General features: G+C 58.1%; 28 protein-coding genes. 9 read left to right on the top strand and 19 right to left on the bottom strand.

What is annotated here, in order from left to right:
- Positions 1 to 71 precede the first annotated feature (71 nt).
- Genes AB5Z54_RS03600 through AB5Z54_RS03590 form a run of 3 tightly spaced genes read right to left on the bottom strand, consistent with a single transcriptional unit; the run spans position 72 to position 2,223 of the window.
- Positions 72 to 728 carry an ABC-2 family transporter permease gene (locus AB5Z54_RS03600; RefSeq protein ID WP_368160254.1) on the bottom strand — a complete coding sequence of 219 codons (657 nt, stop codon included), beginning with the start codon at positions 726 to 728 and terminating at the stop codon, positions 72 to 74.
- Positions 728 to 1,498 (bottom strand): ABC-2 family transporter permease, encoded by a 771-nt coding sequence (locus AB5Z54_RS03595; RefSeq protein WP_368160252.1) that lies wholly within the window; start codon positions 1,496 to 1,498, stop codon positions 728 to 730. Before AB5Z54_RS03595 ends, AB5Z54_RS03600 begins: the two co-directional genes overlap by 1 nt.
- Positions 1,495 to 2,223, bottom strand: coding sequence for a lantibiotic protection ABC transporter ATP-binding protein (locus AB5Z54_RS03590; protein WP_368160249.1), 729 nt, complete (start codon positions 2,221 to 2,223; stop codon positions 1,495 to 1,497). Before AB5Z54_RS03590 ends, AB5Z54_RS03595 begins: the two co-directional genes overlap by 4 nt.
- Before the next feature lie 388 nt (positions 2,224 to 2,611).
- On the opposite strand from AB5Z54_RS03590, the gene AB5Z54_RS03585 reads away from it, so the two are divergent.
- The 6 genes from AB5Z54_RS03585 (at position 2,612) to AB5Z54_RS03560 (ending at position 7,462) form a co-directional block, all read left to right on the top strand.
- Positions 2,612 to 3,316 carry a CDP-alcohol phosphatidyltransferase family protein gene (locus AB5Z54_RS03585; RefSeq protein WP_040359866.1) on the top strand — a complete coding sequence of 235 codons (705 nt, stop codon included), beginning with the start codon at positions 2,612 to 2,614 and terminating at the stop codon, positions 3,314 to 3,316.
- 66 nt (positions 3,317 to 3,382) lie between these two features.
- The gene (locus tag AB5Z54_RS03580) at positions 3,383 to 3,817 is read left to right on the top strand and encodes an FHA domain-containing protein (RefSeq protein ID WP_368160248.1); all 435 of its coding nucleotides are present in this window, start codon (positions 3,383 to 3,385) and stop codon (positions 3,815 to 3,817) included.
- Positions 3,818 to 3,820: 3 nt separating this feature from the next.
- Complete coding sequence (gene ftsR, locus AB5Z54_RS03575) at positions 3,821 to 4,699, top strand: transcriptional regulator FtsR (protein ID WP_250787292.1); 879 nt, start codon at positions 3,821 to 3,823, stop codon at positions 4,697 to 4,699.
- Positions 4,700 to 4,739: 40 nt separating this feature from the next.
- Positions 4,740 to 5,270 carry an adenine phosphoribosyltransferase gene (locus tag AB5Z54_RS03570; protein WP_368160246.1) on the top strand — a complete coding sequence of 177 codons (531 nt, stop codon included), beginning with the start codon at positions 4,740 to 4,742 and terminating at the stop codon, positions 5,268 to 5,270.
- Between the two features lie 32 nt (positions 5,271 to 5,302).
- Positions 5,303 to 6,430: a coiled-coil domain-containing protein gene (locus AB5Z54_RS03565; protein ID WP_055285172.1), complete on the top strand. Its 1,128-nt coding sequence runs from the start codon at positions 5,303 to 5,305 to the stop codon at positions 6,428 to 6,430.
- A 165-nt stretch (positions 6,431 to 6,595) separates the two neighbouring features.
- The gene (locus AB5Z54_RS03560; protein ID WP_117746583.1) at positions 6,596 to 7,462 is read left to right on the top strand and encodes a DegV family protein; all 867 of its coding nucleotides are present in this window, start codon (positions 6,596 to 6,598) and stop codon (positions 7,460 to 7,462) included.
- 73 nt (positions 7,463 to 7,535) lie between these two features.
- Here the strand turns inward: AB5Z54_RS03560 and AB5Z54_RS03555 are convergent, their stop codons facing one another.
- Complete coding sequence (locus AB5Z54_RS03555) at positions 7,536 to 8,147, bottom strand: DUF1836 domain-containing protein (RefSeq protein WP_368160243.1); 612 nt, start codon at positions 8,145 to 8,147, stop codon at positions 7,536 to 7,538.
- Positions 8,148 to 8,301: 154 nt separating this feature from the next.
- On the bottom strand, positions 8,302 to 9,240 hold the full coding sequence (locus tag AB5Z54_RS03550; RefSeq protein WP_368160242.1) for an NAD(P)/FAD-dependent oxidoreductase: 939 nt from the start codon (positions 9,238 to 9,240) through the stop codon (positions 8,302 to 8,304).
- A gap of 222 nt (positions 9,241 to 9,462) precedes the next feature.
- On the opposite strand from AB5Z54_RS03550, the gene AB5Z54_RS03545 reads away from it, so the two are divergent.
- On the top strand, positions 9,463 to 10,659 hold the full coding sequence (locus tag AB5Z54_RS03545; protein WP_368160240.1) for an MGDG synthase family glycosyltransferase: 1,197 nt from the start codon (positions 9,463 to 9,465) through the stop codon (positions 10,657 to 10,659).
- Positions 10,660 to 11,119: 460 nt separating this feature from the next.
- Here AB5Z54_RS03545 and dut read toward each other — a convergent pair whose 3' ends face one another.
- From dut to AB5Z54_RS03530, 3 genes are read right to left on the bottom strand one after another with little or no spacing between them, the layout of a single operon-like run.
- Positions 11,120 to 11,563, bottom strand: coding sequence for a dUTP diphosphatase (gene dut, locus AB5Z54_RS03540; protein WP_368160238.1), 444 nt, complete (start codon positions 11,561 to 11,563; stop codon positions 11,120 to 11,122).
- A 4-nt stretch (positions 11,564 to 11,567) separates the two neighbouring features.
- Complete coding sequence (gene nrdR, locus AB5Z54_RS03535; RefSeq protein WP_349076906.1) at positions 11,568 to 12,011, bottom strand: transcriptional regulator NrdR; 444 nt, start codon at positions 12,009 to 12,011, stop codon at positions 11,568 to 11,570.
- Positions 12,012 to 12,062: 51 nt separating this feature from the next.
- Positions 12,063 to 12,512, bottom strand: coding sequence for a LysM peptidoglycan-binding domain-containing protein (locus AB5Z54_RS03530; protein WP_193221474.1), 450 nt, complete (start codon positions 12,510 to 12,512; stop codon positions 12,063 to 12,065).
- Positions 12,513 to 12,675: 163 nt separating this feature from the next.
- Here AB5Z54_RS03530 and lexA point away from each other — a divergent pair, with 163 nt between their 5' ends.
- Together lexA and AB5Z54_RS03520 are read left to right on the top strand one after the other, a co-directional pair.
- Positions 12,676 to 13,320 (top strand): transcriptional repressor LexA, encoded by a 645-nt coding sequence (lexA, locus tag AB5Z54_RS03525; protein ID WP_040359862.1) that lies wholly within the window; start codon positions 12,676 to 12,678, stop codon positions 13,318 to 13,320.
- Complete coding sequence (locus AB5Z54_RS03520; RefSeq protein WP_089573371.1) at positions 13,320 to 14,024, top strand: heparan-alpha-glucosaminide N-acetyltransferase; 705 nt, start codon at positions 13,320 to 13,322, stop codon at positions 14,022 to 14,024. Before lexA ends, AB5Z54_RS03520 begins: the two co-directional genes overlap by 1 nt.
- On the opposite strand, the gene hflX is transcribed toward AB5Z54_RS03520, so the two are convergent.
- From hflX to rimO, 11 genes are all read right to left on the bottom strand, one after another.
- On the bottom strand, positions 14,009 to 15,298 hold the full coding sequence (hflX, locus tag AB5Z54_RS03515) for a GTPase HflX (RefSeq protein ID WP_117654789.1): 1,290 nt from the start codon (positions 15,296 to 15,298) through the stop codon (positions 14,009 to 14,011). The genes AB5Z54_RS03520 and hflX overlap by 16 nt on opposite strands.
- On the bottom strand, positions 15,298 to 16,236 hold the full coding sequence (gene miaA, locus AB5Z54_RS03510; protein ID WP_368160234.1) for a tRNA (adenosine(37)-N6)-dimethylallyltransferase MiaA: 939 nt from the start codon (positions 16,234 to 16,236) through the stop codon (positions 15,298 to 15,300). Before miaA ends, hflX begins: the two co-directional genes overlap by 1 nt.
- The gene (miaB, locus tag AB5Z54_RS03505) at positions 16,236 to 17,606 is read right to left on the bottom strand and encodes a tRNA (N6-isopentenyl adenosine(37)-C2)-methylthiotransferase MiaB (RefSeq protein WP_055285164.1); all 1,371 of its coding nucleotides are present in this window, start codon (positions 17,604 to 17,606) and stop codon (positions 16,236 to 16,238) included. Before miaB ends, miaA begins: the two co-directional genes overlap by 1 nt.
- A 52-nt stretch (positions 17,607 to 17,658) precedes the next feature.
- Positions 17,659 to 17,976, bottom strand: coding sequence for a stage V sporulation protein S (locus tag AB5Z54_RS03500; protein ID WP_006235982.1), 318 nt, complete (start codon positions 17,974 to 17,976; stop codon positions 17,659 to 17,661).
- A gap of 74 nt (positions 17,977 to 18,050) precedes the next feature.
- Entirely contained in the window at positions 18,051 to 19,136 is a 1,086-nt protein-coding gene (locus AB5Z54_RS03495) for an ATP-binding protein (protein ID WP_368160231.1), read from the bottom strand.
- Between the two features lies 1 nt (position 19,137).
- The gene (rny, locus tag AB5Z54_RS03490) at positions 19,138 to 20,688 is read right to left on the bottom strand and encodes a ribonuclease Y (protein WP_115596193.1); all 1,551 of its coding nucleotides are present in this window, start codon (positions 20,686 to 20,688) and stop codon (positions 19,138 to 19,140) included.
- A gap of 257 nt (positions 20,689 to 20,945) precedes the next feature.
- Complete coding sequence (locus AB5Z54_RS03485; protein ID WP_368160230.1) at positions 20,946 to 21,638, bottom strand: regulatory protein RecX; 693 nt, start codon at positions 21,636 to 21,638, stop codon at positions 20,946 to 20,948.
- 11 nt (positions 21,639 to 21,649) lie between these two features.
- Complete coding sequence (gene recA / locus AB5Z54_RS03480) at positions 21,650 to 22,798, bottom strand: recombinase RecA (RefSeq protein WP_022094695.1); 1,149 nt, start codon at positions 22,796 to 22,798, stop codon at positions 21,650 to 21,652.
- A 257-nt stretch (positions 22,799 to 23,055) separates the two neighbouring features.
- Positions 23,056 to 23,586, bottom strand: coding sequence for a CinA family protein (locus tag AB5Z54_RS03475; protein ID WP_368160228.1), 531 nt, complete (start codon positions 23,584 to 23,586; stop codon positions 23,056 to 23,058).
- A gap of 12 nt (positions 23,587 to 23,598) precedes the next feature.
- Entirely contained in the window at positions 23,599 to 24,147 is a 549-nt protein-coding gene (gene pgsA / locus AB5Z54_RS03470; protein WP_229025873.1) for a CDP-diacylglycerol--glycerol-3-phosphate 3-phosphatidyltransferase, read from the bottom strand.
- A gap of 99 nt (positions 24,148 to 24,246) precedes the next feature.
- Entirely contained in the window at positions 24,247 to 25,596 is a 1,350-nt protein-coding gene (gene rimO, locus AB5Z54_RS03465; RefSeq protein ID WP_368160227.1) for a 30S ribosomal protein S12 methylthiotransferase RimO, read from the bottom strand.

Genomic DNA, 25,596 nt, shown 5'->3' with positions numbered 1-25,596 from the left:
GAATCCGGCGTATCCGCGTTGGCGCGATTGGCGAAAATGCGTTGGTGGAAATGGTGAAAATTATATTGACGCTAACACCAGGCGGGCGGCACCCAGCTCAGGGGCGTCGCCAGGGCACCGGTGAGCTCGCCGGTCATGAGGCCGTGCGCAAGTCCGCCCACTGAGAAGAACGCGAGGAGCATCCCCGCCGCGCCGGCGCCGATGGCGGCGTTGCGGCCGAGGCGCAGGGCCGCGCCGAGCTCCAGCGCGTAGAGGGGCAGGCTGCCCAGCACGATGCCCGCCCAGGCGGCCGCAAGCGGAGCGGGCCCGAGCGGCAGGCGCCCGGCGACGGCGAGCACGGCCCCGAACACGCCGAGCGCCACGGCCAGCGCGCCCGCGCCGAGCGCCGCAAGGGCGAGCAGCTTCGCCGCGACGGCGCGCCCGCGCGAGGGGACCGCCGTGAGGTTGGCGAGGCGCCCGGCAGCGCGCTCCTCGTCCACGGCGAGCCCGCAGACGATGGCGGACATGAGCGGCATGAGGGCGCCGAGGAACTGGGCGTAGGCGTCCGCGCCCAGCGCCGGGTCCCATCGGGTTACGGAGAAGTACTCGCCGCAGGCAAGACCGGCTGCCAGGCCGCAGACGAGGTGCACCGCCGTGAGCGGGGAGCGCGCCAGGCGCAGGGCCTCGGAGAGCAGGGCCCGCGGGAGAGTCATGCGCGGCGTCGCGTCGGAGGGTCGTGTCATGGCCATCACCTCTCCTCGGAGCGCGCGAACCAGGCCGCGCCCGCCGCCGTGAGCGCGGCGAACGCGAGCGCGCAGACCGCAAGGCCCGCCAGTGTGAGCATGCCGTCCGCCGCGAGCGCCCCGCCGAGCGCCATGTCCGCCGCGAGTGGCTCGCCGCTCGGCAGCACGGGGATGAAGCTCGTGGGGATGACCATGCTCGCCGACGGCGGAAAGAGCTGCGGCAGCGGCACCAGCGACCAGGCGAACCCACCCACGAGCTGCGCGGCGAGCGGGCAGAAGATGCCCGCGAGCATGCCGAGCCGCGCCGTGAGGAAGAGCCCTGCGGGGATCATCCACGCCGCGGTCACCGTGTTGGCGAGCGCGCAGAGGAGCATCGTGAGCGTGCCCGCGGCCGTGAGGCCCTGCGAGGAGAACGCCGATCCCGCGAGGTAGATGCCGAAGACCACGAGGTTCGAGAGCGTGCAGAGCGCGAGGCACCAGAGCGCCTTGGCCCACCAGGCGCGCCCGAGCGGGAAGCCCAGGCCCAGAAGCCCCCGCATCCGCGTGCGCGCGTCCGCCCGCGCGACGCACGCCACCACGAGCGAGAGAGACACGGGCAGGAAGAGCGCGTACCAGTAGTTCCACGCGCTGAAGATCTGCACGCCCCGGTAGGGCATCGCGCCGAGCAGCGGCATCGGCAGCGCCATGAGCACGGCCAGGCGAACCGGTGCCGCGTGGCGCGACTTCAGGGCCTCGGCGCGCAGGCCCGCGAGCAGGCCGCCTTTCTCGCCCGTCATGCCGCCACCTCCCCGCGCGCTCGTCGCCCTTCCCGGCAGAAGCTCATGAAGAGTTCCTCGAGGTCCTGCCCGGGCCGAAGCGCATCCTCGTAGGCGAGGCGCCCCCCGCAGATGATGCCGATGGTGTCCGCCATCTGCTGCACCTCGGAGAGGATGTGGCTCGAGACGATCACCGTCGTACCCGCCGCCGCGAAGCCGCGGATCTGGTCGCGCAGCTCCTCGATGCCGATGGGGTCGAGGCCGTTGGTGGGCTCGTCGAGCACGAGCAGGCGTGGCCGGGCGATAAGCGCCAGCGCGAGCCCCAGGCGCTGCCGCATGCCCATCGAGAAGCGCCCGGCGCGCTTCTTCCCGGTGTCCGCGAGGTCCACGGCGGCGAGCACCTCATCTACGCGGCTCTCGGGAAGGCCCAGCAGCGTGGTGCGCACGCGCAGGTTCTCGCGCGCGGTGAGGTTGGGGTAGAGCGGCGCCTCCTCGATGAGGCTGCCGATTGCGTAGAGGTCCTCGCGGCGCCAGGCGTGCCCGGCAAAGAGGATCTCCCCGGCCGTCGGCCGCAGCATCCCGCAGATCATCTTGAGCGTTGTCGACTTGCCGGCGCCGTTGGGGCCGAGCAGCCCGTACACCTCGCCCTCGCGGATATGAAGGCTCACGTCGGCCACGGCATCCTGCGCCTGGTCGCCGCGGCCGAAGCGCTTGGTGAGCCCGCGCGTCTCGAGCATGTAATCCATGGGCTTATCCTTTCTCTTCCGGGCGCGCGGGCCGAGTCGCCGTGCCCGCGCGCCTTACCTTTCGGGTTCACCATCCATGATGGGGCGCGTTTCTAACGAAGCCGTAACGGCCGTTGGGCTCTTTTGGTGCCAGCCCTTCTCGACCCGTACGCATTTGCTTAAAGCAACAACTTTCCCGATCGATGTAATCACCGAATCAAAACGTGTACACCAGCCACCAAAGATGCCGAAAAATGTCGCTTTTGGAGGCTGATGTACACAAATGCAGAATCCAGCGCAGCCCAGAGGCGCCCTCCACATGTCTGGACTCTCTATGGCTGCGCTGGATAGACATCGCCGGAACGGGTATAGTATCGAAAGTTTTGTCGTTAACCAGCGGGGGAGTCCTGTGGGCATCAAAAAGAAGATCAAAAAGGAGCTTATCGGCACTTCCGATTACCCGTCGAATAAGATCTTTACGATCTCCAATTTCATCACCTTTACGCGCCTGATCCTCACCCTGGTATTTCTGTACCTGTTTGTGACGGATAACAACCGTGTCATCGCCATCGTTATCTACGCCGTTGCCGCCTCCACCGACTGGATGGACGGTCAGATCGCCCGCATGACTAAGACGGTCTCGTGGCTCGGCAAGGTCATGGATCCCATTTGCGACCGTGCGCTGCTGTTCACCGGCGTACTTGGACTGGTGGTCCGCGGAGAGCTGCCCATCTGGGTCTGCGTACTCATTATTGGCCGCGACATCTATCTGGGCATCGGCACGCTTATCGTGCGTCATTATCACCGTCGCCCCATCGATGTGGTCTTTCCCGGAAAGATTGCCACGGCGCTGCTCATGACCGGCTTCTCACTCATGCTGCTCGGTTTCCCCGTTATTGACGGCCTGCACCTTTTATCTTCAACCCTTACGGCCTTCCCGGGCCTCAACGGAAGCTCGGTGCCCCTCGGCATCTTCTTTGTGTACGGCGGCGTGATCTTCTCCATGCTCACGGCTGTCATCTACTCCATTAAGGGCGGAGTGGCCATTAAACAGGCTCTCGCGCATCCCGAGGACGAGGACATCGACTTTCTGAACCCTGAAATCGAAGACTGATTCGTTGGGGTATGATTACGTACGGTTCATTATTTGCGGCACGTCCGCGATAAGTTAGGGGTTGTCATGGACAACATGGTTAACAATATGCCTCAGAATGATAAGACTGCTGCCGCTACCTGCGTATTCCGCGTGCCTTCAAGCGACGTCACCGTTCCCGACCTCATGGCCAACGTGCGCATCACCGCCCCCGTCCTGTCCATCGTCAAGGGTCCGCAGACTGGTGCCGCCTTTGAGCTCGAGGACGACGTGACCACCATCGGCCGCGATCCCGCGAACGGCATCTTCCTTAATGACATGACCGTTTCGCGCAGCCACGCGCGCATTATACGCGAGGGCCTCGGCGCTCGCATCGAGGACCTGGGCTCGCTCAATGGTACCTGGGTCGACGGTGCCATTGTCAATGCAGCCCCGCTGCACGACGGTTCTTCCGTTCAGATCGGTACGTTTACGCTCATCTACCACGAGAGCACGCCGGAGCGCATCGAAACCGGTGAGTAGGGCATGGCCGAACGCAACTATCTGAGTATCGGCCAAGTCGTCAACCTACTTCGAGGCGCATACCCCGATCTTTCGAACTCAAAAATTAGATTTCTAGAGGATGAGGGGCTCATTACCCCTCATCGTACGCCTAAGGGATACCGTCAGTACTCTAAGGAGGACGTTGATCGTCTGGAGGTCATCCTGCACTTGCAGAAGACCCGCTACATGCCGCTCAACGTGATTAAGCAGCGCTTGGAAAACGCCACGGACCTGTCAACGCTCGCCTACGAGGTGGGCTTGCTATCCGATGTTCCGCTCAAGACGGAGCCCAAGGAGACTAAGCAAAAGCTGCATCCCATCGAGACCATTCCCGATATGTTGGGCGTCGAAATTTCGTTTATCCGCTCGCTCGCCGAGAACGACCTCATTCGCATCATCAAGAGTCCGCAGAATCGCGAGCTTGTCGATGGTCGCGATTTTCCGATCATCCGCTACTGCTCCGAGCTGTCGCGCTTCCATATCGAGCCGCGCAACCTGCGTCAGTACGTGTCTTCCGCCAACCGCGAGTCCTCGATGTTTGAGCAGGTGCTTGTGAGCATGCTCGGAATGGATACCTCCGATGACGAGCGCGACGCCAAGCTCGAGCGTGCGTTTAAGAAGCTTCACGACCTGACAGAAGGTGTGCACACTGCGCTGCTCAAGAACCGCGTTTTTGAGTCGCTCAACGCCGTGGTCGAAGACGCCGACATCGATGCACTCGATGAGGAAATCACTCGTTCCGAGTCCACCAAGGCCAAAAACGAAGAGACAGCCGCGCCGGCTTCGCACGAGGATTCTCTCGTAAAGCCGCTCAAGGTCGTCGCCCCTTCGCAATCCGGCACCGTCACCGCGGGCAAGTAACAGCTGCCGCTTATCCGGCAACCCATTGAAAGGTCATGCAATGTACGACTTCGAATCTCAAATCGTCGACATCCCCGACTATCCCGAGCCCGGAGTCATCTTTAAAGACATCACGCCGCTCTTTGGCAATCCCAAGGCGCTCAAAGCCATGACCGATGCCCTCGCCGAGCACTTTGCCGGCACGGGAATCACCAAGGTCGTGGGTCCCGAGGCTCGCGGCTTTATGGTTGGCGTACCGGTGGCTGTAGCCCTTGGCGCCGGCTTTGTTCCCGCACGTAAACCGGGCAAGCTACCGCGCGAGACTGTGAGCCAGAGCTATGAGCTCGAGTACGGAACGGATTCCATTGAGATCCATGCCGACGCTATCAGCTCTAAAGATACCGTGTTGATTCTGGACGACTTGGTCGCGACGGGCGGAACCGTCGAAGCAACAGGTAAACTGGTGCAAGATATGGGCGCAAAGCTTGTCGGTTACGGTTGTATCCTCGAGCTTGCGTTTCTCAACCCGCGCGAGAAGCTCACGCCGTCTGATGACGATGTGGAGCTCTTTAGCCTGGTGACGGTGGACTAGCCGTTACCCTTAGTTACTGGAAAGGAAGCTACATGCGCACAGCAAACACGCACAAAAACATGGCACGCTGCGCTGCTACGGCAACCCTCGCTTGTGTTTTGGGCTTGGGCCTCGCGGCTCCTGCCTACGCCGATACCGCATCCGACCTTGCCGCTGCTCGTACGAAGCTCGAGCAGATCGGTACCCAAACCCAGCAGATTTACGATGAGCTCGCAACGCAGACGCAGGCGCTCGATCAGACTGCTGGCGAGATCACGCAAAAGCAGCAGGAGATCGCCGATGGTCAGGCCAAGCTCTCGACCTATGTCGCCGGCGAGTACAAAACCGGCGGTCTGAGCCTGCTTCAGGTTCTGACGGGTGTCGACGACCTGAGCGATATGCTCAACCGTCTGTTCTACTACGGCAAAGTTTCCGATAAGCAAGCTCAGACCATTCAAGAGGTCAAGGAGCTTAAGCAGCAGCTCACCGATAAGCAGGCCGAGCAGGAGAAGAACGTCGCCGCCACGCAAAAGAAGGTCGACGAGCTTAACGCCCAGCAGGCTGAAGCCCAGAACGTCGTGAACTCCCTGGATTCGCAGCTGCAGGCCGAGCTTGCCGCCGAGGCCGAGGCCAACGCCGCGCTGCAGGCCGGCATCAACGCCAGCACCGCCGAGAAGGCCACGGTGAGCAACGAGACTGCCGGTACGACCGAGAACACCAACAACGGTGGCCAGACCAGCAATAACAACAACCAGGGCGGCAACACTCCGGCTCCTACGCCGGCACCTGCTCCGACGCCGCAGCCCTCCACGCCTGCTCCGGCTCCGACGCCTTCTGCTCCGAGCCAGTCCGTCGATGGCGGTTCTGTTGTCTCGCGTGCATACAGCAAGCTTGGTTGCGCCTATTCTTGGGGCGGTATTGGCCCGAACAGCTTCGACTGCTCTGGTTTTGTTAGCTATTGCCTCACTGGTCGTTATTGCCGCCTGGGCACCACGGGTACCTTTATGGGCTGGACGCGTGTGTCCGATCCGCAGCCCGGTGACGTTGTGGTCAACTCGTACCACACCGGCATTTACATCGGTGGTGGTCAGATGATTCATGCTTCCGACTACAACACGGGTGTTATCATCAGCTCCGTTGCCGCCGGCATGAACAATAACTATATCTTCGTGCGTTACTAAGTCATCTTACACAGCGTGTGAATGTGGACCTCGTGGCTTTAAGTCGCGAGGTCCATTCGTTTTTCTCTAATCTTGTACGGCTATCTAGTATTCAAAACTAGATAGCCGTACATTCAGTTTGCAAGATGGCTATAATTGTTGAGGAACAATTAGAAAGGACCCTCTATGAGCTGGGCACTTATCTCCGATTCAAGCTGCAACCTCCGCGATTGGCAACCGACCGCGCCCCATACCACCTTTGCATTTGCGCCCCTCAAAATTCGAGTGGGGGAGCATGAATTCGTCGATGACCTTTCGCTCGATGTTCATGAGCTCAACTGCGCTGTTCAGGCGGAGACGAACGCTTCTTCGAGCGCTTGTCCCAGCGTAGGGGAGTGGGCCGAGCTCTTCAAATTGGCAGACAAGACCATCTGCATGCCGATCTCTGAGGGCGTGTCGGGCAGCTACAACGCGGCAGCCACGGCTCGCGATATGGTTCTTGCCGAGGAGCCCGACCGACAGATTCATCTAGTCAATTCACGCGCAGCTGGCGGCAAAATGGACCTCATTTTCTTGCTGTTCGACCGCTATCTTGCAAGCAATCCGAATGTCTCATTCGAGGATGCTTGCGCATGCTTCGATAGCCTTGAACAGAACAGCAAAATCCTCTTCAGTTTGTGCAATTACGAAAACCTCGCCAAAGCCGGACGTATCCCTAAGGCAGCCGGCGTCATTGCCAACAAGCTCAATATCCGCATTTTGGGCACGGCGAGTGAGGCCGGTAAAATCGAACTCGTCGGGCACACGCGTGGCGAAAAAAAGATGCTCAACAAGATCATCGACACTATGGAAGCCGAGGGCTTTACGGGCGGTGAGGTCGTCATAGATCACGTTGAGAACGAAGCTGGAGCCCAGGCGCTCACTGACCGCATAGTCGAGCATTGGCCCGGCTCCAAGACCATCATCATGCCCTGCAACGGCCTGGATTCCTATTACGCCGAGATGCACGGCCTCATCATCGGCTACGGCATGGGCGTAGCTTCGGGCAAATAAAGTCCAACCAAGCAAAAATACGGGCGGGACAAAGCGACAGATGGCTCTTTGTCCCGCCCGTTTTATACGTCGGCTAGCTATTAAACCCGTTGAACTTGAGATAGCTCATCAAGTACGCCTTCGAAACGAAGGACGATACCGCGCTACGCACAAGCAGCGACTCACGCGTTACCTGATGCGCCGTATCGGGCACGGGAGTCTGCTCGACGGAAAACGCCGCACGAATCGATGCCTCGAGCTGATCGACCACATAATCAAAGGCCGTCGGGGCATCGTAGCTCAAACGCTGAATGTTAAAGAGTGCCTGCACCGCAGCAATAGGTAGCACCTGCTTAAAGATGCAGATAGCGATCAGGCGGGCAATCTGCTCGCGGCCATATTGCTTTTTGACCGGAGCAGGCACTAGGCCGACCTTTACGTAGTTATTGATCATCGATGGCGTAATGATAGGCTGCTCAACGCAAATGGACAGCGGCTCCATCCACAGCGTAACATACTCAATAACCTGGTCGCGGTAGAGCGTCACATTGGGCAACTGGTTATAGCGCGGCAGACTCAACGTATTAAGTTTGCGCACGATATCGGACTGAATAAATGCATCGGGCAGCACAGTGGGCTGAATATCCTCGGGCTTAATGCTGACCGACGAATCAGACATCGGAATAACGTGTTTAACGTGGTTCATAAAGGTCCTCCGTTCATTTTCTATATTGTATTCTAGATTATCTAGTTTTGCATACCACATAGCCGGCAAGTAAAAGTGGTTGGACAGCACATTGATGCACCGTCCAACCACTTTGTTTAAAGATAGCAACTTTACATAAGATATATTATCGTACTTATCCGCGGAGAAATGCATATGCGCTTGTTGCCGCTATGGCTCCATCAGAAACAGCGGTCACAACCTGGCGTAAACGTTTGGAACGGATATCGCCAGCGGCAAATAGACCTGGCGTGCGGGTCGCCATGGATTCATCAGTCAGAATGCCGCCATCAGGCGCCAGATCAACTAGATGCTCAACAAGCTCGGTATGGGGCTGCGTTCCGGTAAAGACAAAGATGCCAAACGAGCCGGGCTCAAATGACTCGGTATGAGTCTCGCCGGATGCATTGTCCTTAAAGGTAATCGTCGTTGGCATGGCTTCGCCCGATAGCTCCACAATACTAGTTTGGTACCTAACTGTAATATTGTCCTTTGCGAGTACTTTCTGAACAACACCATCGGGTGCACGGAACTGGTCGCGGCGCAGCACGATGGTCACACTGCTGGCGATTTCTGACAAGAACAGGGCTTCCTCGCAGGCGGCATTGCCGCCACCGATGACAAAGACCTGTTTGCCGCGGAAGAACATGCCGTCACATGTTGCGCAATATGAAACGCCACGACCGCGATACGTATCCTCGCCAGCGAAACCTGCCGGACGCGGCGTAGCACCCATGCAAGCGATAACGCTCGAAGCCAGCGTATCGCCCATATCGTGATGCACCGTAAACAGCGCTGCATCGGCATCGTAGTCGACGCCCGTCACCATACTCCATTCAACCTGAGCCCCCAAGCCTTCAGCATGTTGTTGGAACCGCTCACCAAGTTCAGTACCGCTCAGCAGCGGAATGCCCGGATAGTTCTCGACCTCATTGGTTGTGGCGATCTGCCCTCCCGACATGCCCTGTTCAATCACAGTCGTCGTTAGGTTGGCACGCGCCGCATAAATGGCTGCGGCATAGCCCGCAGGGCCGCCGCCGATAATAACAACATCGATCGGCTGTTGGGTAGTCATGAAGAGACCTCCTGTCGAAAGATTGGCGTTCTTTGCGCTCATACCCAAATTTAGACGAACGTGACACTCATGCATTACAATGATTCCTAGCGAAACTAAGATGAAGGGGAGTTATCGATGGATCAAACGCAGACGAGCAATAGCGCTCCCCTGCCCATGCAAGCTACTCCCCAACCGGAGCAAATGACCGTTTCACCTGCACAAAAACCCGTAGTAACCATTGTGCACGCATCGGTTGGATCGGGCCACAAAGCCGCCGCCAACGCGATTGCACAAGCATTTGATCTTATCCGCGGCACCAAGGGAATTCCTGAGGATGTTGTGATCGAAGTCCTGGATATCCTCGATTTTGGACGCATTAGGTTCGATGGTAATAAAACAGCAGCTTCGTTTACCGGCGCCACGCGCCCCATATATGACCTAACCTGGCGATATACGTTTACGGGACATCTGCTCTGGGGTGGCGGCACGGCATGGTCACGTATTATGTTCCCCGCCTTCAACGATTATGTCCGCACCCGCAGGCCCATGGCCGTGGTTGCAACACACATTACGGCAGCCAATGTTGCTGTGGGCGCCCGCGTCATCACGGGTATCGATTACCCGGTCATCTGCGTACCAACAGACTATGAAGTCGAAGGCTTTTGGCCCCACAAGGACACCGACCTGTTCTGCGTGGCCAACGAGTTTATGGCCGAAACGCTGCGCCCGCGCAAGGTTCCCGAGACCAAAATCCGCATTACAGGCATCCCCATCCGCGCCGGGTTTGATACGGACTACAATCGCGAGGAAGAACTCGAGAAGTTCAATCTCCCCATCGACAAGACCGTCGTGCTGGTGATGGCCGGCGCCAGTTTGCCTCAACCGTACGTTCGCTTTCGCGCGGAGATGGACCGCACACTCCCCTTCCTGCGCAGCTTCGAGGACATGCACTTTGTCTTTTTGCCGGGCAAGGATGAGGAATACGCCACCCGCCTCAAGACGCTCTTCGACGCCATGAAGCTCGAAAACGTCACGGTTCTGGACTACGTGGACGACATGGCAGCCCTCATGCACGGCTGCGACCTGGCAATCCTCAAATCGGGCGGGCTCACCGTCACCGAGTGCCTGTGCGCTCATCTGCCGATGATCCTGCTGGGCAAATCATACGGCCAGGAAAAGGCCAACACCACGATGCTCACCGGCATGGGCGCCAGCATGCATGTCACCACCGCACGAGAACTCATCGTAACCCTACGTCACTTGCACGACCATCCCGAATCACTCAAAGCCCTACTCATCAACGGCGAAGTACTACGCCGCCCCCACGCAGCCGAAGACATAGCCATCGCCACCATGGAGCTCGTAGGCAAACCCCAAAAGCGCAAACGAGTCTTCTGCCGCTTCTACTGGGGAGGAAAGCCCGCGCATATCCGCTAGTCGAATGTCCGCTGCTCGGCGGGAACCGCCCTTATATCATTCCATGCTCAAACATTCTCGCGGGGCGCTCGTATCCCTCCCGCCCGCTTCTCACACATATCATTCCATGCTCAAACATTCTCGCTTCGCTTCGCTCGCTGCGAAACTGCGCGTGGAACGATATGTGAGAGAAGCGGGCGGGCGGCTACTCGCTTGAAAACAACAATCAATCTTTCTGATAATCAGATGCGGCAAAGGAACAGTCCCTTTGCCGCATCTGATTACTGCAATTAATTACTTTGGTTCGCCTTTGCAGCTTCAAATATGGAGATCCGGCGCAGCTGGTAGTGCGTAAACGCAGCTGACCGGCCCGACCCGCCTATATTTCGTCCCACGCGCAGTTTCGCAGCGAAGCGAGAATGTTTGAGTATGGGATGATATATAGGCGGGTCGGGCCGGTCAGCGGACAGTGCGTAAACGACTAAGCTACGCCGCTAGAACCGAAACCGCCGGCTCCTCGGTCGGTTTTGTCTAGTTCTTCTACTTCTACGAGGTTGACCGTGGGGACTTCTTGGATGACGAGTTGGGCAATGCGGTCGCCTTTGTTGATTTGGATGTTGTTGGAGGGGTCCAGGTTGATGAGGATAACCTTGAGTTCTCCTCGGTAGTGGGCGTCGATGAGGCCCGGCGTGTTGACTATAGACAGGCCCTGCTTGATGGCCAAGCCGCTGCGGGGCTGGACGAAGCCGGCGTAGCCATCGGGCAGGGCGATGGCCAGCCCAGTAGAGACCAGACGGCGTTCGAAGGGCTTCAGGACGCAGTCCTCGTTGGAGCGCAGATCCAAGCCGGCATCGGTGGGATGGGCGTATTTGGGAAGCTCGACGGTGGGGTCGAGACGCTTTATGTTGACGGTAATGTTGGACATGGAATCACCTTAGCTTGTCGAGCTCTAGCAGAAACTCATCGACGTCTTTGAAATCGCGGTAGACCGAGGCAAAACGGATGTAGGCCACCTTGTCGATCTTGGCCAAGCGCTTGAGCACCATGTCACCCAACTCATGGGACGTGACGGCCGTCAGCGTGCGAGAGCGCAGCTCGACCTCGATGTCGTCGATAATCTCATTGAGCTTCTTAGTGTCGATATCGCGCTTGATGGTGGCGCGCATCAAGCCGACGAGCAGCTTATTGCGATCGAACCGCTGCTTGGTTCCGTCTGACTTAATGACCTCGATTGGGTCTTCGCATCGCTCAAACGTTGTAAAGCGATAGTTACACGAGCAACATTCGCGACGGCGCTTAATGGTGTTATTTGACTCCTGCATACGAGAATCAACGACGCGGGTATGTGCCTTGCCGCATTTGGGACAGCGCATGGTACCTCCTCTTAAACGATAACAAGGGTACCATGCGCAGCGCGATAATGATTACGAACGAGCAGGAACCTTAAGATGCGCACCGGCGGCGAGCGAACCATGCTCCAGATGATTGACGTTACGGATCATGTCGGAAGTCTCTTGCGTGGAAAGGCCTTCGATTGGATATTCCTCGGCAAGCGACCAAAGAGAGTCGCCAGGCTGAACGCGAATGGTCTCGTAGGTAACGTTGGAAACGGACTCGGCATACGCGGCGTGACGAGCGCTAAAGACCGACGTAGCGAGGACAAAGAAGAGCGTAAGCGCAACGGCAAAGGCGACAATCGTCGGAACCTTCAGGGCAACGCGGGCCGGCGCGACTACAGTCTGCTGATTGCGAGCAGGCTTTACAGTCAAAGGCTGAAAGCCGGAGCGGCCACCCTGAACAACCGTAAAAGTGGGTTCTGCAGGCGTCTCGAGCTTAAGGGCGAGGTTTCCCTGGACCATATTCGTTGCGTTCATCATGTTCTCCTCTCGCGTGTTTTGCTGAGAACAGTTTTATCAAGCCGCGCGGACAAAAATGTCTAGCGCGAGAACGAATGTTCGGTTATTATTATCTTCGAACAGTTGTTCCTGTCAAGCAAAATTCGAACATTTGTTTGACATGGGTAGAGAGGATGCCCTGATGGCTCGCAAAATTACCAAGCGTCAGCAGCAAATTTACGACTTCATCAAGGAATATCAGCAGGAGAAGGGTTATCCGCCCAGTGTGCGCGAGATGGCATCTGCCGTGGGCCTTTCCTCCCCCAGCACCGTGCACGCCCACTTATCTGCCTTGGAGGCGCGCGGGCTGCTCAAGCGCGATGCCACCAAACCGCGCGCCCTGGAACTCTTTAACGAGGACGGCTCCTCTGTCTCAATTTCCAAATCTGACGAGCCCACCGCACCTCGCGGAACGGTCTCGCTACCGCTCGTTGGTCGCGTCGCGGCTGGGATTCCCATTCTGGCAGAGCAGAATATCGAAGACACGTTTACTATCCCGACCGAAATCGCCACTGATCAGGGTTCCTTTATCCTTGAGGTGCATGGGAGCTCAATGATCAATGTCGGCATCTTCAATGGCGATTACATCATCGTCCGTGAACAAAAAAGTGCCATGAACGGCGAAATTGTCGTGGCCATGATTGATGGTTCGGCGACCGTCAAGACGTTCTACAAGGAGCAGGGGCGTGTGCGCTTGCAGCCCGAGAACGACACCATGGAACCTATCTATGCAACGAATCCCGTTATCCTGGGCAAAGTCGTCGGCTTGATGCGCCGGTTCTCGTAATGCAAAAACGCATAACCATCTTTGATACCGTCCGCGGGTTTACGATGATTTCTATGGCAGGTTTTCACGCTTGCTATGATCTCGCCTACCTGTACGGCTGGGATATGCCTTGGTTTACCCAGACTGTCTTTCAAGACGTCTGGCGCGCCAGCATCAGCTGGGTATTTTTGTTTATCGCGGGTTGGATGTGCACGCTCTCACGCAACAATGCCAAACGAGCGGCTAAGTACGCTGCCGCAGCTTTGGTCGTCTGGATCGCAACAACGCTCGTATCGGTCGACGATTCAGTGAACTTTGGCATCATTTATTGCATGGCGGTGTGCACCGCGGTGGTTGCGTTCACCCGTCCGTTACTCCAAAAATTACCGGGCTCATGGGGCATCGCAGCGTGCCTTGTTCTTTTTGCCCTAACCTGGGGCATTCCAAAGGCGGTCTACCCACTCCCCTACCTGGCATGGCTTGGATTCCCAGGCCCGGGTTTTGTTTCGGGAGATTACTATCCGCTCATACCGTTTGTCTTTATGTACCTTACCGGCTTTTTTGCTGCCCAGGCAGCACAAGCATCAAGTCTCGAAGCGCCAGCATGGGCATACGCCAATCCTATCCCGGCGCTCGCAGTCCTGGGTCGGCATGCCTTACCGTTCTACCTGCTCCATCAGCCAGTCATTCTAGGCGTGCTAGAAATCGTTTATTCCGTACGATAGCGCTCGAGCCGCGGTGCAATACGAGCCGGCAGTTTCGCCACAATGCGAACGCCGTCCTCGAGATATTCCTCATGCAGAAGGGTTCCCTGCTCATGCACCAGCGTGATGAGAGCGCCCTCACGATACGGGATATCAGCGGAGAGCAACACATCGGTGGCAGCTGCCTCGCGAGCAATCCGGTCGACGAGATCGTCGAGCCCCTCGCCCGTTTGGGCCGAGAACAGAACGGCCTCCGGATAGCGACGACGGAAACTCAATCGATCGACGCTATCGAGAAGATCGATTTTATTGAATACGGTCAGCGTTAAACGCTCTCCGGCGCCGATCTCATCAAGCACGCGGTCGACAGCCTCCAGCTGCCGCTCATAGTCCTCGTCAGACGCATCTACGACTTTGAGAATTAGATCGGCACCCAAAACCTCGGACAGCGTCGATTTAAAGGCATCGACCAGACCATGGGGCAGCTTTTGAATAAAGCCGACGGTATCGGTAATCGTCATGCCGCGACCGCCGGGCAGACGATACGAACGCGTCGTCGGGTCGAGTGTGGCAAACAATTTGTCCTGTGAAAGCACCGTAGACCCGGTCAGGCGATTGAGCAACGTCGACTTACCGGCATTGGTATAACCGGCTAAAGCAACGCGAAACGCCGGCGACTCGATACGACTCTTTGACTGAACATCGCGACGCTGTTCAACCTGCTTGAGCTCACGACGAAGCGCAGCGATCTTATTACGAATGAGGCGACGGTCGACCTCGAGCTGACTTTCGCCCTGACCAAAACGTGAGCCGATGCCGCCGCGCGTCTGCTCCTTGGCGAGATGGCTCCACATGCCACGCAGGCGAGGCAACAAATATTGAAGCTGTGCCAGCTGTACCTGCAGGCGTCCCTCACGCGTCTGAGCATGCAGGCCAAAGATATCCAGGATCAGTGCTGTACGATCGATAATCTTTACCGGCTCACCCACGGCTTTCTCCAAATAGGATTGCTGCGAGGGGGTCAGGTCGTCGTCAAAAATAACAACATCGGCATCCATGCGATGCACCAGGCCGCACAGCTCTTCAACCTTACCGGAACCGATAAACGATTTAGGATACGGCTTTACCAAACGCTGCGACAAGCGTGCCACGCACTGGGCACCAGCTGTGTGGGCAAGACGCTCCAGCTCATCAAGCGAGCGATCGAGCGGCCATGCATTGTCGCGCCACTCAACACCAACTAAAATGGCACGCTCGGGCTCGGGTGCCGTGGGAACAAGGGGGAAACGGGCCATTAGGCAGCCTCAATACGATGCAGGATATCCTCAACGACCTCATCGATCGTACATTCATCCATATCAAACCACACGATACGGTCATCGCGCTTAAACCACGAAAGCTGACGCTTGGCATAGCGACGCGAACGCATCTTAATGAGTTCGCGAGCCTCATCCATGCTCATCACGCCATTGAAAGCATCGATGATCTCTTTATAGCCAATTGCCTGCATCGACGTCAGGGCATCTCCCAGCCCCTGGTCCATAAGACCGCGGACCTCATCGACAAGACCCTGCTCAAACATCAGATCGACGCGCAGGTTAATGCGCTCGTAGAGCACCTCGCGATTACGGGTCAGGCCAAACCACAGCGCATGATAATACTCGCGCGGAACACTAAACTGACTTTTTTGCTGTGCATAGGAGATACCATCATCATGCATCTCAAGCGCGCGAATCACACGCCGCACGTTATGGGGATGAATAACAGCAGCTGATTCTGGATCGCGCTCGGCAAGCAGGGCATGCAGTTCTTCCTCACCAATACGCTCGGCAAGTTCCTGATACCCCGCGCGACGATCGTCCTCAAGTTCACCCGAGGGAAAGTCCATCTCATCGAGGGCGGCCTTGAGATACAGCCCCGTACCTCCGCAAAAAACCGGCAGGCAATCCGAACCAAGGAGACGTTCAACATGCGCGCGAGCGTCAGCCTGATAAAGCGCAGCAGAATATGCCACACCCGGCTCTACAATGTCGACGAGACGCAGCGGCGCCGTACACTCATCGGGCGCCATCTTTGCGGTACCGATGTCCATGCCGCGATAGATTTGCATCGCATCGCACGACAGCACTTCGGACGAAAGACGAGCTGCCAAACGGTCGGCAACATCACTCTTACCAACCGCCGTCGGACCGACGATCGCAACGGCGGAAAGTCCTGCCCTGGGAGAAACCATTAGCGCGGCTCGCCCACAACGGAGCCGGACAAATACCAGGTCTTGGCAACGTCAACGTCAACATCAACGATCTTGCCAACAAGCTGATCGATGCTGTAACCCTCGGGGATAGGCGCATGCACGGTCTGATTCTTGGGACTCTTGCCCAGCAGGACCGCGTCGTTCTTTTTACTCGTTCCCTCAATGAGCGCCGGCACCACAGTATGAAGCTCACCCTGGTTATACTCGTGTGCCGTAGTCTCGATAACCTTAACCAGGCGGTTGAAACGCTCGAGAATAACCTCATGCGGCGTAGGATCGTCAATCTCTGCGGCCGGGGTACCGGCGCGCTTGGAATAGATGAAGGTATAGGCCTGGGCATAGCGGACCGTCTCGGCAAGTGAGAGCGTCTGCTCAAAGTCTTCTTCAGTCTCGCCCGGGAAGCCAACGATGATGTCGGTCGAGAGCGCGATATCGGGCATCCGGTTGCGAATGCGATCGACCAGGCCCAGATAGTCCTCGCGTGTATAACGGCGATTCATCTCTTTGAGGATACGCGTGGAGCCCGACTGAACGGCCAAGTGAAGCTGCGGCATGACGGCAGGCGTCTCGGCCATGGCGTCAATGGTCTCGGGCAGCAGATCCTTGGGATGCGAAGACGTAAAGAAGATGCGCTCCACGCCCGTATCGCCCACGGCACGTAGCAGATCGGCAAAACGCGGCTTGCCAAACAGATCGCGACCATATGAGTTAACGTTTTGGCCCAGCAGCGTAATCTCACGCACGCCCTGGCGCACCAAACCGGTCACCTCGTCGACAATCTCCTCGAAGGGGCGGCTCTTTTCGCGACCGCGCACGTACGGAACGATGCAATAGGTACAGAAATTATTGCAGCCCGTCATGATGGGCACCCAAGCGTGATACTGGGTCTCGCGATGCCACGGCATGCTCATGGCATCCGTATCCTCATGCTCATTAGTGCGGATATGACGCTTGCCATCAAGGAACGCCTCGGCAATGAGCTCGGCCACATGTGCGATGGAATGCGTACCAAAGATGACATTGACGTTATCGACGTTGGTGAGCAGGCCCTCACCATCGCGCTGCGCGATGCAACCACCAACGGCAACCACACGCTTGCCCGAAGGCGAAGGCGGCAGGCTTTTACAGGAATTGCACTGGCCGTACAGGCGAGTATCGGCGGCCTCGCGCACGCAGCATGTCATGAAGACAACAATATCGGCATGCTCGGGATCGAGCGCCATGAGGCAACCATACGAATCGAGCAGACCGCTCACGCGCTCGGAGTCGTGCTGATTCATCTGGCAGCCAAAGGTGCGGATAAAGTAGGTTTTACCGGCAAGAATATCGCGTACGGAACGCTGGTCCATGTGCATAAGTCCTAACGATGGAGAGGGGGGGGCGAATCGAGGCAAGCAGAAGCTATGCCACAGGCTTAACATCATCCATGACGACGTTATCCATAGCAGCTCGATTGATCTGGTGAACGTAAATAGAAAGACGGATGGCCGTGCGCGACTCCCCGTTAATGAGGATGTCGGAGAACACGGGCGCGCAGGAAATATCAAACCCGGTTGGAATCAAAAAACCGCGCGCAATAGCAACGGCCTTTATGGCCTGGTTGACCGCACCGGCGCCGACACACTGAATGTTGACGGGCACACCATCCTTGACCATGCCGGCGATGGCGCCGGCAACGGATGCGGGCGATGATTTGCTTGATACCTTCAGGCAATCCATGAAGAAACTCCTGCGTTTAAAAGTACGTTTTAACTGCAATAACTGTATCGTACCGAGTGGACTCGGTAAAGGCACTATTCCTCTTTGGCAAGATCGAAGGTCACGGTGATTCGATCACGCGAAACGCGAATCTTTGGGTCGCCGCAAAGGTTGAGATAGTACCGGGCGGCAAGGTCATTAAAGTCACGCTCCACAGCACGCGAAAACTGTGCCATGTCATCCTTGGCAATACGTAGCCCGCGACGATCCTTCGCGAGATCGACAGGAGCCGGCGCATGCGAGGACGAATCACGCTCGCGCAGCAGACGCGCGGTCACACCGCGAACGGGCTTAATCTGCCCTGCCAAAATGCGATGTGCCGTGCGCTCGGACATCTCAAGACCCAAACCCGAGCAGATACGGATAAAGTCCTCGGCATCAGAGGCAAGGCCTAAACGATCGACAACCGGAAGCTCACTCTCGTCATCAATGAACAGGAGACGCGACGTATCGAGCCGACTTGACGCCTGAGCATAAAGGGTCGCGGCAATCTCAGACGGAGAACCAAGATAGACATCGCAACCACGCAACTCCTCGAGCGCAAACTCACAAGCAGCGCGAATAATATTATGCGGGCCGCGAGCACAGACATAACGTCCGTCCTCATCCTTGACGGCCTGAGGCCAGCTGGACTGATCGGCACGCTCACTGAGGCGGTCGGCCGCAACGCTCACCTTAAAGGCCGAGCCAAGGTCGACACCAGACGTGACCACACGGGCCTCGTCGGTGTTCTGCTTGATCGAAAACAATGCCATGCCACGACCGTGAACGCCCCAACGGTCCATCTTCATGCTCTCGAGCTTGGAGGTAACGCGGGCATCGAAGATTCGCTCTTGCATATCCTGCGGAACGCCCGAACCGTTATCCAGAAAGACAAGCGTGCGGACGCCATCTTCCTTGGTCGTAGCGAGATAGACTTTATCGGCGCCAGCATCGCGAGCATTACGGAGCATTTCGATGACGATATCCTCGACATGCTGAATGTCGTGCTTTGCCTGGCGCCGCTCGGCCTCCGAAACGCGGAGGCGGACATACCCCTCGCCAAGGTTCTCCTCGACGCGAAGGTTGCCCTCCCCCGACATCGACGCGATAAATGAGATGAGCCCGTTCGCGTCGCTCATGTTATTTAGCGATATCGACAGCGCGGCTCTCGCGAATCACGACGACGCGCACCTGACCGGGATACTCCATCTCTTCCTCGATCTGATGGGCGATATCGTGAGCCAGGACCGTGGACTGGGCATCAGAGATCTTGTCCGGCTGAACCATGACGTGGACCTCGCGACCAGCCTGCATGGCATAGGTACGCTCGACGCCATCATGGGAGTTGGCGATCTCCTCGAGCTTCTCAAGACGCTTGATGTAGTTCTCGGCAGACTCGCGACGGGCACCGGGGCGAGAGGCAGAGACAGCATCGGCGGCCTGTACCAGGACATCGAGCACCGTGTTGGGGTCGACGTCGGCATGGTGAGCCTCGATAGCGTGGACGATAACGGGCTTCTCGCCATAACGGCGGGCAAGCTCGGCGCCGATGACGGCATGCGGGCCCTCGACGTCATGGTCGATTGCCTTGCCCAGGTCGTGCAGCAGGCCGGCGCGCTTGGCGGTCACAACGTCCAGGCCAAGCTCGGAAGCCATCACGCCGCACAGGTCAGAGACTTCGAGGGAGTGCTGAAGCACGTTCTGACCAAACGAGGTACGGTAGCGCAGGGCACCAAGGGTCTTGACGATCTCGGGGTGCAGGTCGTGGATGCCGGTATCGAAGGCAGCCTGCTCGCCAGCCTCGCGCACGCGCTGCTGAACCAGGTCGGCAGCCTTGTGATACATCTCCTCGATGCGGGCGGGGTGAATGCGGCCGTCGGCGATGAGGTTCTCGAGGGCAACACGGGCGGTCTCACGACGGACCGGGTCGAAGCTCGAAAGAACGACGGTCTCAGGCGTGTCGTCGATCACGAGGTTGACGCCGGAAACCTGCTCGAAGGTCCGGATGTTGCGACCCTCGCGACCGATGATACGGCCCTTGAGGTCATCAGAGGGAATGTGCACGGAGGTAACGGTGACCTCGGCTGTGTGGTCGGCAGCGCAGCGCTGAATCGCCAGGGACAGAATCTCCTGGGCGGTCTTGTGGCACTCGGCGCGAACCTGCTGCTCGGACTCGCGAATGATCGTGGCAGCCTCGTGGGTGACCTCGCCGCGAACCTTATCGAGGAGCTCCTTGTGGGCGTCCTCGCGGGTCAGGTCGGCGATACGCTCGAGCTCGGAGGTCTGCTTGGCGCAGAGCTCCTCGAGCTCGCGGGAGCGCTTCTCGACCTGACCGGCCTGGCTGGACAGCTGGTGCTCACGCTTGTCGAGAGCGTCGTTTCGGCGATCAAGGGACTCCTCGCGCTGCATCACACGGTTCTCGAGCGTACGAATCTCGCTCTTACGCTGCTTGTCCTCGGCCTCGGCGGCCTGCTTGTTCTTGATGATCTCCTCTTTAGCCTCGAGCAGAGCCTCTTTTTTGAGGGTCTCGGCCTGACGCTTAGCATCACCGATCAGGGACTCAGCCTGTGCGTGTGCCGACTGGATCTTTTCGTCGGCCTCGTGAAGACTACCCTGCTTGGCGGTGCGCATGTAGGCAATGGCGGCGATGGCACCCAAAACGATGCCAACGAGCGCTGCGATGATAGGCATGCTCACTCCTTTTTATGGATTCGTTACACAACAAAGCGAACCGTCCTTACGAACGGCTCGCGACATTTGAGTAATATGGGCGCAGCTTATGCGGGTCGGATACAGATAAACATATAAACAAACTCATCACAGATGAGCACATATCACAAAGCAAATGACAGTGTTTATCGTACGTTGAACCACAACAACTGTCAAATAAATGGCCCCGGCACGGCGGCTAAAACGCGGTGAACGGCAGGGCCACAAAACGCATACGCCTAAACCGCACATTCCTCGCGTTCGGCATCGAGACGTGCCTTAACGGCATCGGCAGCGATGTGATACGAGAAGCCCTTGCCCATCAAAAACCGAACCAGTTTTTCGAATCCGCGCGTCTCTGGAACACGCCGCTTGGCGAGCAGGGCTGACGCACGCGCCAAATCGTCTTCGACGGCAAAATAATCCTCGGGATAACCGGGAATGTCATCGAGTACGACATGACGGCGCTTAAGCTCGGTCTCAATCTTGCGCTGTCCCCAGCCGCGTCGTTTGCGTTCCTCGATAAAGTACGAGCAAAAGCGGTTCTCATCTAAAAAGCGATACTCTGTGGCACGCTGGACGGCGAAATCAATTGCGGGCTGGCGAAAGCCGTAGCGTGCCAACTTGTCACAGACCTCACCCGTCGCATGGTCGCGTCGCGATAGCATCTCAGTCACCATGGTAAGTGCACATTTACGCTCGATGAGCTGCACCGCTTCACGAAAGTTATCCCAATCACAGGGAAGATCGGGGCGATTTTTGACATACAGGCGCGCGACCCGCACGGGAATCCAAATGGACCGCTCAAAACCGCCCTCAAGCTCACAATCGATATGTGCGCAAGGCTTTTTGGACGCATACCCGCTCGAGAACGAGGAGGCCGCCTTCTTATCGGGAAAGACGACCGTGGCCTCGGTCACCGTATACGACATGAGCGTAACCGCTACTCGTCGTCATCATCGAGCATGGCGGAACCATCGATGGCGTAAAGCTCGTCAAACTCCTCAGGCGCAGGCTGATCGGTCAGCTCGACCTCGGACGGAGCATCGTCATCAAACTCAAGCCCGCAGGCAAGGCGGACCTTATGCTCAATCTCGTCGGCACAATCGGGGTGTTCGCGCAGGAACGCCTTGGCGGCCTCGCGACCGTTGCCGAGCTTGTCCTCGCCATAGGCAAACCAGGAGCCCATCTTCTTGCAAATGCCGCACTCGACAGCCATGTCCAGAATCGAGCCCTCCTTAGAGATGCCCGTACCGTACATGATGTCGAACTCAGCAGAACGGAACGGAGCTGCCACCTTGTTCTTGACGACCTTGGCACGCACGCGGTTACCGATAACCTCATCCTTAAGCTTAATGCTGTCGATGCGGCGAATGTCGATACGCACCGAAGAGAAGAACTTAAGGGCGCGGCCGCCCGTCGTGGTCTCGGGGTTGCCGAACATGACGCCGATCTTCTCTCGCAGCTGGTTAATGAAGATGCATGTCGTGTTGGACTTGGACAGCGAGCCGGCGAGCTTGCGGAGCGCCTGACTCATCAGACGAGCTTGCAAACCGACCGTGGTATCGCCGATCTCTCCCTCGATCTCGGCACGCGGGGTCAGCGCGGCGACGGAGTCGACGACGATGGCATCGATGGCGCCGGAACGCACGAGCATGTCAACAATCTCGAGCGCCTGCTCACCCGTATCAGGCTGGGAAATCAGTACCTCGTCGATATCCACGCCAATGCGCGCGGCATACGTGGGATCGAGCGCGTGCTCGGCATCGATAAATGCCACCACACCACCCATTGCCTGGGCTTCGGCCAGGATCTCGAGCGAAAGCGTCGTCTTACCGGAGGACTCAGGACCGTAAATCTCGACGATACGGCCGCGCGGCACACCGCCGATACCCAGAGCGGCATCGAGTGCCAGAGCGCCCGTGGGGATGGCCTCAACCTCAAGCTCGGGGCCGCCGTCACCATACCTCATGATGGAGCCTTGACCGAACTTCTTCTCGATCTCGGCCTTGGTGGTGGCGATCATCTCATCGCGCTCTTTACCCGTCGTGCGAGCATGAACGGTACGTACGGGACCTGAATTCTTGGCCATGAATAGCCCTCCTCTTAACAACCTGCATCGATAATAAACGAACGGCTGTTCGTGGTCAACCGTTCAGGCCAATCATATGCAGGCAGTCTTTCCAAAACCCAACCAAACGCCGACCAAACACTGACCAAATGCTTGACCACAAAGGGGCAAATAAGAACAAGAAAGGCAAAAATACACCTATGACCAGCGCAAACGCAAAATTCGTCAGGGGTCCCTATCTCCACAATTAAGGGGCCCGAAGGCCCCTTAAAACACGTCTATTCCATAGAGTTAAGCACAAGGGCAATGCGTCCCAATGCCTCCGCGACCGCATGGGCACGAACACACGAACGGTCGCCCTCATAGTGGCAGCGCACAGAGTCCACGACCGGCACTTCCCCATCAGCCGAGCGATACGCCCAGCCAATATAGAAAGTGCCAGCCGGATCGTCCTCGGTCCCTCCACCGGGGCCGGCATAGCCAGTCGCGCTCACGGCAATATCGCTCTGATACAGCTCCAGCGAACCGGCAGCCATCTCGCGCGCCGTCTGATACGACACCGCAGTGTAGCGGTCGAGCGTCTCTTGCTCAACGCCGAGCACGCGATGCTTAATCTCGTCGCAGTACGTCACCGCACCACCGCGCAGCACCGCCGAGGCACCAGGGATATCGGCGATCGTCGAGGCGATCATGCCGGCTGTCAGAGATTCAGCCGTCGAAACCGTCACGACCCGAGCGCTCGCACGCTCGACAATATCGCGCGCCAGCTCCTCGTTATGTGCGGAGATCTGCTCAAAAGAGACCGTCATACCCAACAGGACCTAGACCGAAAAGACGATCTTGCGGCAGTTCCAGAAGTACTGGGCGCCCGAGATAACGGTCAAGACAACGGCAACGGCATACAGGAAGCGCGACACCGAGTAGATGCCGAGCGTCAGCGCCACCGGGCCAAGGTGCAAGCCGGCCATAGCAAAAACGCACAGGTAACCGCAGATGGAAACCATCGTGGTTGCCGTCTTGTACTTGCCGAGCTTATCGGCTGCAACGACCACACCGGCCGCACTCGCGACCATGCGCAGGGCGCTCACCAGCAGCTCGCGGAACAGGATAATGAACACGGACCACACGGTCACCGCGCCAAAATCCAAGAACAGCAGCAAGGCCGAGAACACCAGCAGCTTATCGGCGATGGGATCCAGAAACTTACCGAAGTCGGTGATCTCGTTGCGCGAGCGCGCCAGATAACCGTCGACCTTATCGGTGCACGACAGGATCACATACAGAATGAAGGCAGCGGCGGCGAGCGGGCCGTCAAAGATGCTCCAATCCGTACCGGCAACACTCGTGTGAGACAGAGCCGAGACGATCATGAACACCGGGATAAAGACGATGCGAACGCACGTCACGATGTTGGCGGGCGTCCAGACACTCGTCAGTTCCTTATTGCTCTCGTTTGCCACGACGCTCTCCTACTCCACAACATGACCGATAAGCTCATAGCAGAAGCTATCGGTAAACTCGACAGTCAGAATATCGCCCACGGACGCCTCGCTGGCGTCCAGATGCACCGCTCCATCGGAATCGGGCGCCTGGAACCAGGCATGGCCGATCAGCTCGGCGCCGTCCTCGGTCTCTTCGATACCGTCGACGATCACCTGGGCGCGCTCGCCCACATGGGCGGCGGTGGCGGCAAAACCGAGCGACTCGGCCAGGTCCATGGCCTCCTGGGCGCGCTCGAGCTTGACCTCTTCGTCGACCTGACCCTCCATCTTAGCGGCCAGGCTGCCCTCCTCCTGCGAGTAGGCAAAGACGCTCGTGTAGTCAAAGCCGACGGTGTCCATAAAGTCGATAAGGTCGCGGAACTCGTCGTCGGTCTCGGTCGGGAAGCCGACCATGGCCGTGGAACGGATCACGATGCCGGGGATACGCTCACGAAGGTCGCGGAACAGATCCTCGAGCTCCTGGCGCGAACCGGAGCGACGCATGGCCTTGAGGATGCGCGCGTCGCAGTGCTGCACGGGGATATCGATATAGGGCAGCACCTCGGGCGTATCACGAATGGTCTCAATGAGCTCGTCAGTCATGCCCTCGGGCTGCAAGTAGAGCACACGGACCCAGACGTTGTGCGGGCGCACGGCCTCGGCGACGGCACGCAGCAGCTGCGCCAGATTGCGCGGCGAGCCCTCGGCGACGTCCTCGTCGGCAAAGTCGATGCCCCAAATACCCGTGTCCTGGCCGATCAGCACGATCTCGCGCACACCGCCGGCAACCAGGTCGCGCACCTCGGAGATAATGCTCTCGGCATTGCGCGAATGATAGCGACCGCGAATATAGGGGATCATGCAGAAGCTGCAGAAGCGGTTGCAGCCATCGGAAATCTTGACGTAAGCAACGGCGCCCTCGACGGTACGCTTGACCTGAGGGATATAGGCCGCGATCTCACGCTCGACACCCAGCACGCCATCGATGACCGCCACGATGCCGTCCTCCTCGTCGGCCTTCACAAAGGCAGCGACCTCGGGCAGCTCGTCAGGCAGGTCGTCGCCATAGCGCGACGGCACACAGCCGCACATAACGATGGGGCAAGAACGAACGCCGTCCTGAACCTCGTTGGCGAGCTCGAGCGTGGTCTCGATGCTCTCGGACGTTGCGGAGGCAAGGAACGAGCATGTATTGACGATGGCGATATCGGCATCCTGCGGGTCGAATGCCTCCTCGTAGCCCGCAGCAGTCAAAAGAGAACGCATGCGGTCGGTGTCGACCTCGTTCTTAGCGCACCCGAGGGTGATGTAGAGCACGGAGCCCAACGGTGTATCCAT

Origin of the sequence: Collinsella aerofaciens, from assembly GCF_040910185.1 — a bacterium.
Lineage (GTDB): Bacteria > Actinomycetota > Coriobacteriia > Coriobacteriales > Coriobacteriaceae > Collinsella > Collinsella aerofaciens_BF.
This window is presented reverse-complemented; position numbering and strand designations above follow the sequence as displayed.

Excerpts from the sequence above, each read along its gene's own strand:
- AB5Z54_RS03560 (WP_117746583.1), top strand. The coding sequence starts at position 6,596 with ATGAGCTGGGCACTTATCTCCGATTCAAGCTGCAACCTCCGCGATTGG.
- AB5Z54_RS03600 (WP_368160254.1), bottom strand. The coding sequence starts at position 728 with ATGGCCATGACACGACCCTCCGACGCGACGCCGCGCATGACTCTCCCG.
- recA (WP_022094695.1), bottom strand. The coding sequence starts at position 22,798 with ATGGCCAAGAATTCAGGTCCCGTACGTACCGTTCATGCTCGCACGACG.
- AB5Z54_RS03485 (WP_368160230.1), bottom strand. The coding sequence starts at position 21,638 with ATGTCGTATACGGTGACCGAGGCCACGGTCGTCTTTCCCGATAAGAAG.
- rimO (WP_368160227.1), bottom strand. The coding sequence starts at position 25,596 with ATGGATACACCGTTGGGCTCCGTGCTCTACATCACCCTCGGGTGCGCT.
- AB5Z54_RS03595 (WP_368160252.1), bottom strand. The coding sequence starts at position 1,498 with ATGACGGGCGAGAAAGGCGGCCTGCTCGCGGGCCTGCGCGCCGAGGCC.
- AB5Z54_RS03530 (WP_193221474.1), bottom strand. The coding sequence starts at position 12,512 with ATGAACGCAACGAATATGGTCCAGGGAAACCTCGCCCTTAAGCTCGAG.
- AB5Z54_RS03590 (WP_368160249.1), bottom strand. The coding sequence starts at position 2,223 with ATGGATTACATGCTCGAGACGCGCGGGCTCACCAAGCGCTTCGGCCGC.
- dut (WP_368160238.1), bottom strand. The coding sequence starts at position 11,563 with ATGTCCAACATTACCGTCAACATAAAGCGTCTCGACCCCACCGTCGAG.
- AB5Z54_RS03550 (WP_368160242.1), bottom strand. The coding sequence starts at position 9,240 with ATGACTACCCAACAGCCGATCGATGTTGTTATTATCGGCGGCGGCCCT.
- rny (WP_115596193.1), bottom strand. The coding sequence starts at position 20,688 with ATGCCTATCATCGCAGCGCTCGTTGGCATCGTTTTGGGTGCCATCGCC.
- AB5Z54_RS03475 (WP_368160228.1), bottom strand. The coding sequence starts at position 23,586 with ATGACGGTCTCTTTTGAGCAGATCTCCGCACATAACGAGGAGCTGGCG.
- AB5Z54_RS03580 (WP_368160248.1), top strand. The coding sequence starts at position 3,383 with ATGGACAACATGGTTAACAATATGCCTCAGAATGATAAGACTGCTGCC.
- AB5Z54_RS03565 (WP_055285172.1), top strand. The coding sequence starts at position 5,303 with ATGCGCACAGCAAACACGCACAAAAACATGGCACGCTGCGCTGCTACG.
- miaA (WP_368160234.1), bottom strand. The coding sequence starts at position 16,236 with ATGGTTTCTCCCAGGGCAGGACTTTCCGCCGTTGCGATCGTCGGTCCG.
- ftsR (WP_250787292.1), top strand. The coding sequence starts at position 3,821 with ATGGCCGAACGCAACTATCTGAGTATCGGCCAAGTCGTCAACCTACTT.
- hflX (WP_117654789.1), bottom strand. The coding sequence starts at position 15,298 with ATGGCCCGTTTCCCCCTTGTTCCCACGGCACCCGAGCCCGAGCGTGCC.
- AB5Z54_RS03520 (WP_089573371.1), top strand. The coding sequence starts at position 13,320 with ATGCAAAAACGCATAACCATCTTTGATACCGTCCGCGGGTTTACGATG.
- AB5Z54_RS03495 (WP_368160231.1), bottom strand. The coding sequence starts at position 19,136 with ATGAGCGACGCGAACGGGCTCATCTCATTTATCGCGTCGATGTCGGGG.
- AB5Z54_RS03555 (WP_368160243.1), bottom strand. The coding sequence starts at position 8,147 with ATGAACCACGTTAAACACGTTATTCCGATGTCTGATTCGTCGGTCAGC.
- AB5Z54_RS03500 (WP_006235982.1), bottom strand. The coding sequence starts at position 17,976 with ATGGATTGCCTGAAGGTATCAAGCAAATCATCGCCCGCATCCGTTGCC.
- miaB (WP_055285164.1), bottom strand. The coding sequence starts at position 17,606 with ATGGACCAGCGTTCCGTACGCGATATTCTTGCCGGTAAAACCTACTTT.
- pgsA (WP_229025873.1), bottom strand. The coding sequence starts at position 24,147 with ATGATCGTCTCGGCTCTGTCTCACACGAGTGTTGCCGGTACGGATTGG.
- AB5Z54_RS03570 (WP_368160246.1), top strand. The coding sequence starts at position 4,740 with ATGTACGACTTCGAATCTCAAATCGTCGACATCCCCGACTATCCCGAG.
- nrdR (WP_349076906.1), bottom strand. The coding sequence starts at position 12,011 with ATGCGCTGTCCCAAATGCGGCAAGGCACATACCCGCGTCGTTGATTCT.
- lexA (WP_040359862.1), top strand. The coding sequence starts at position 12,676 with ATGGCTCGCAAAATTACCAAGCGTCAGCAGCAAATTTACGACTTCATC.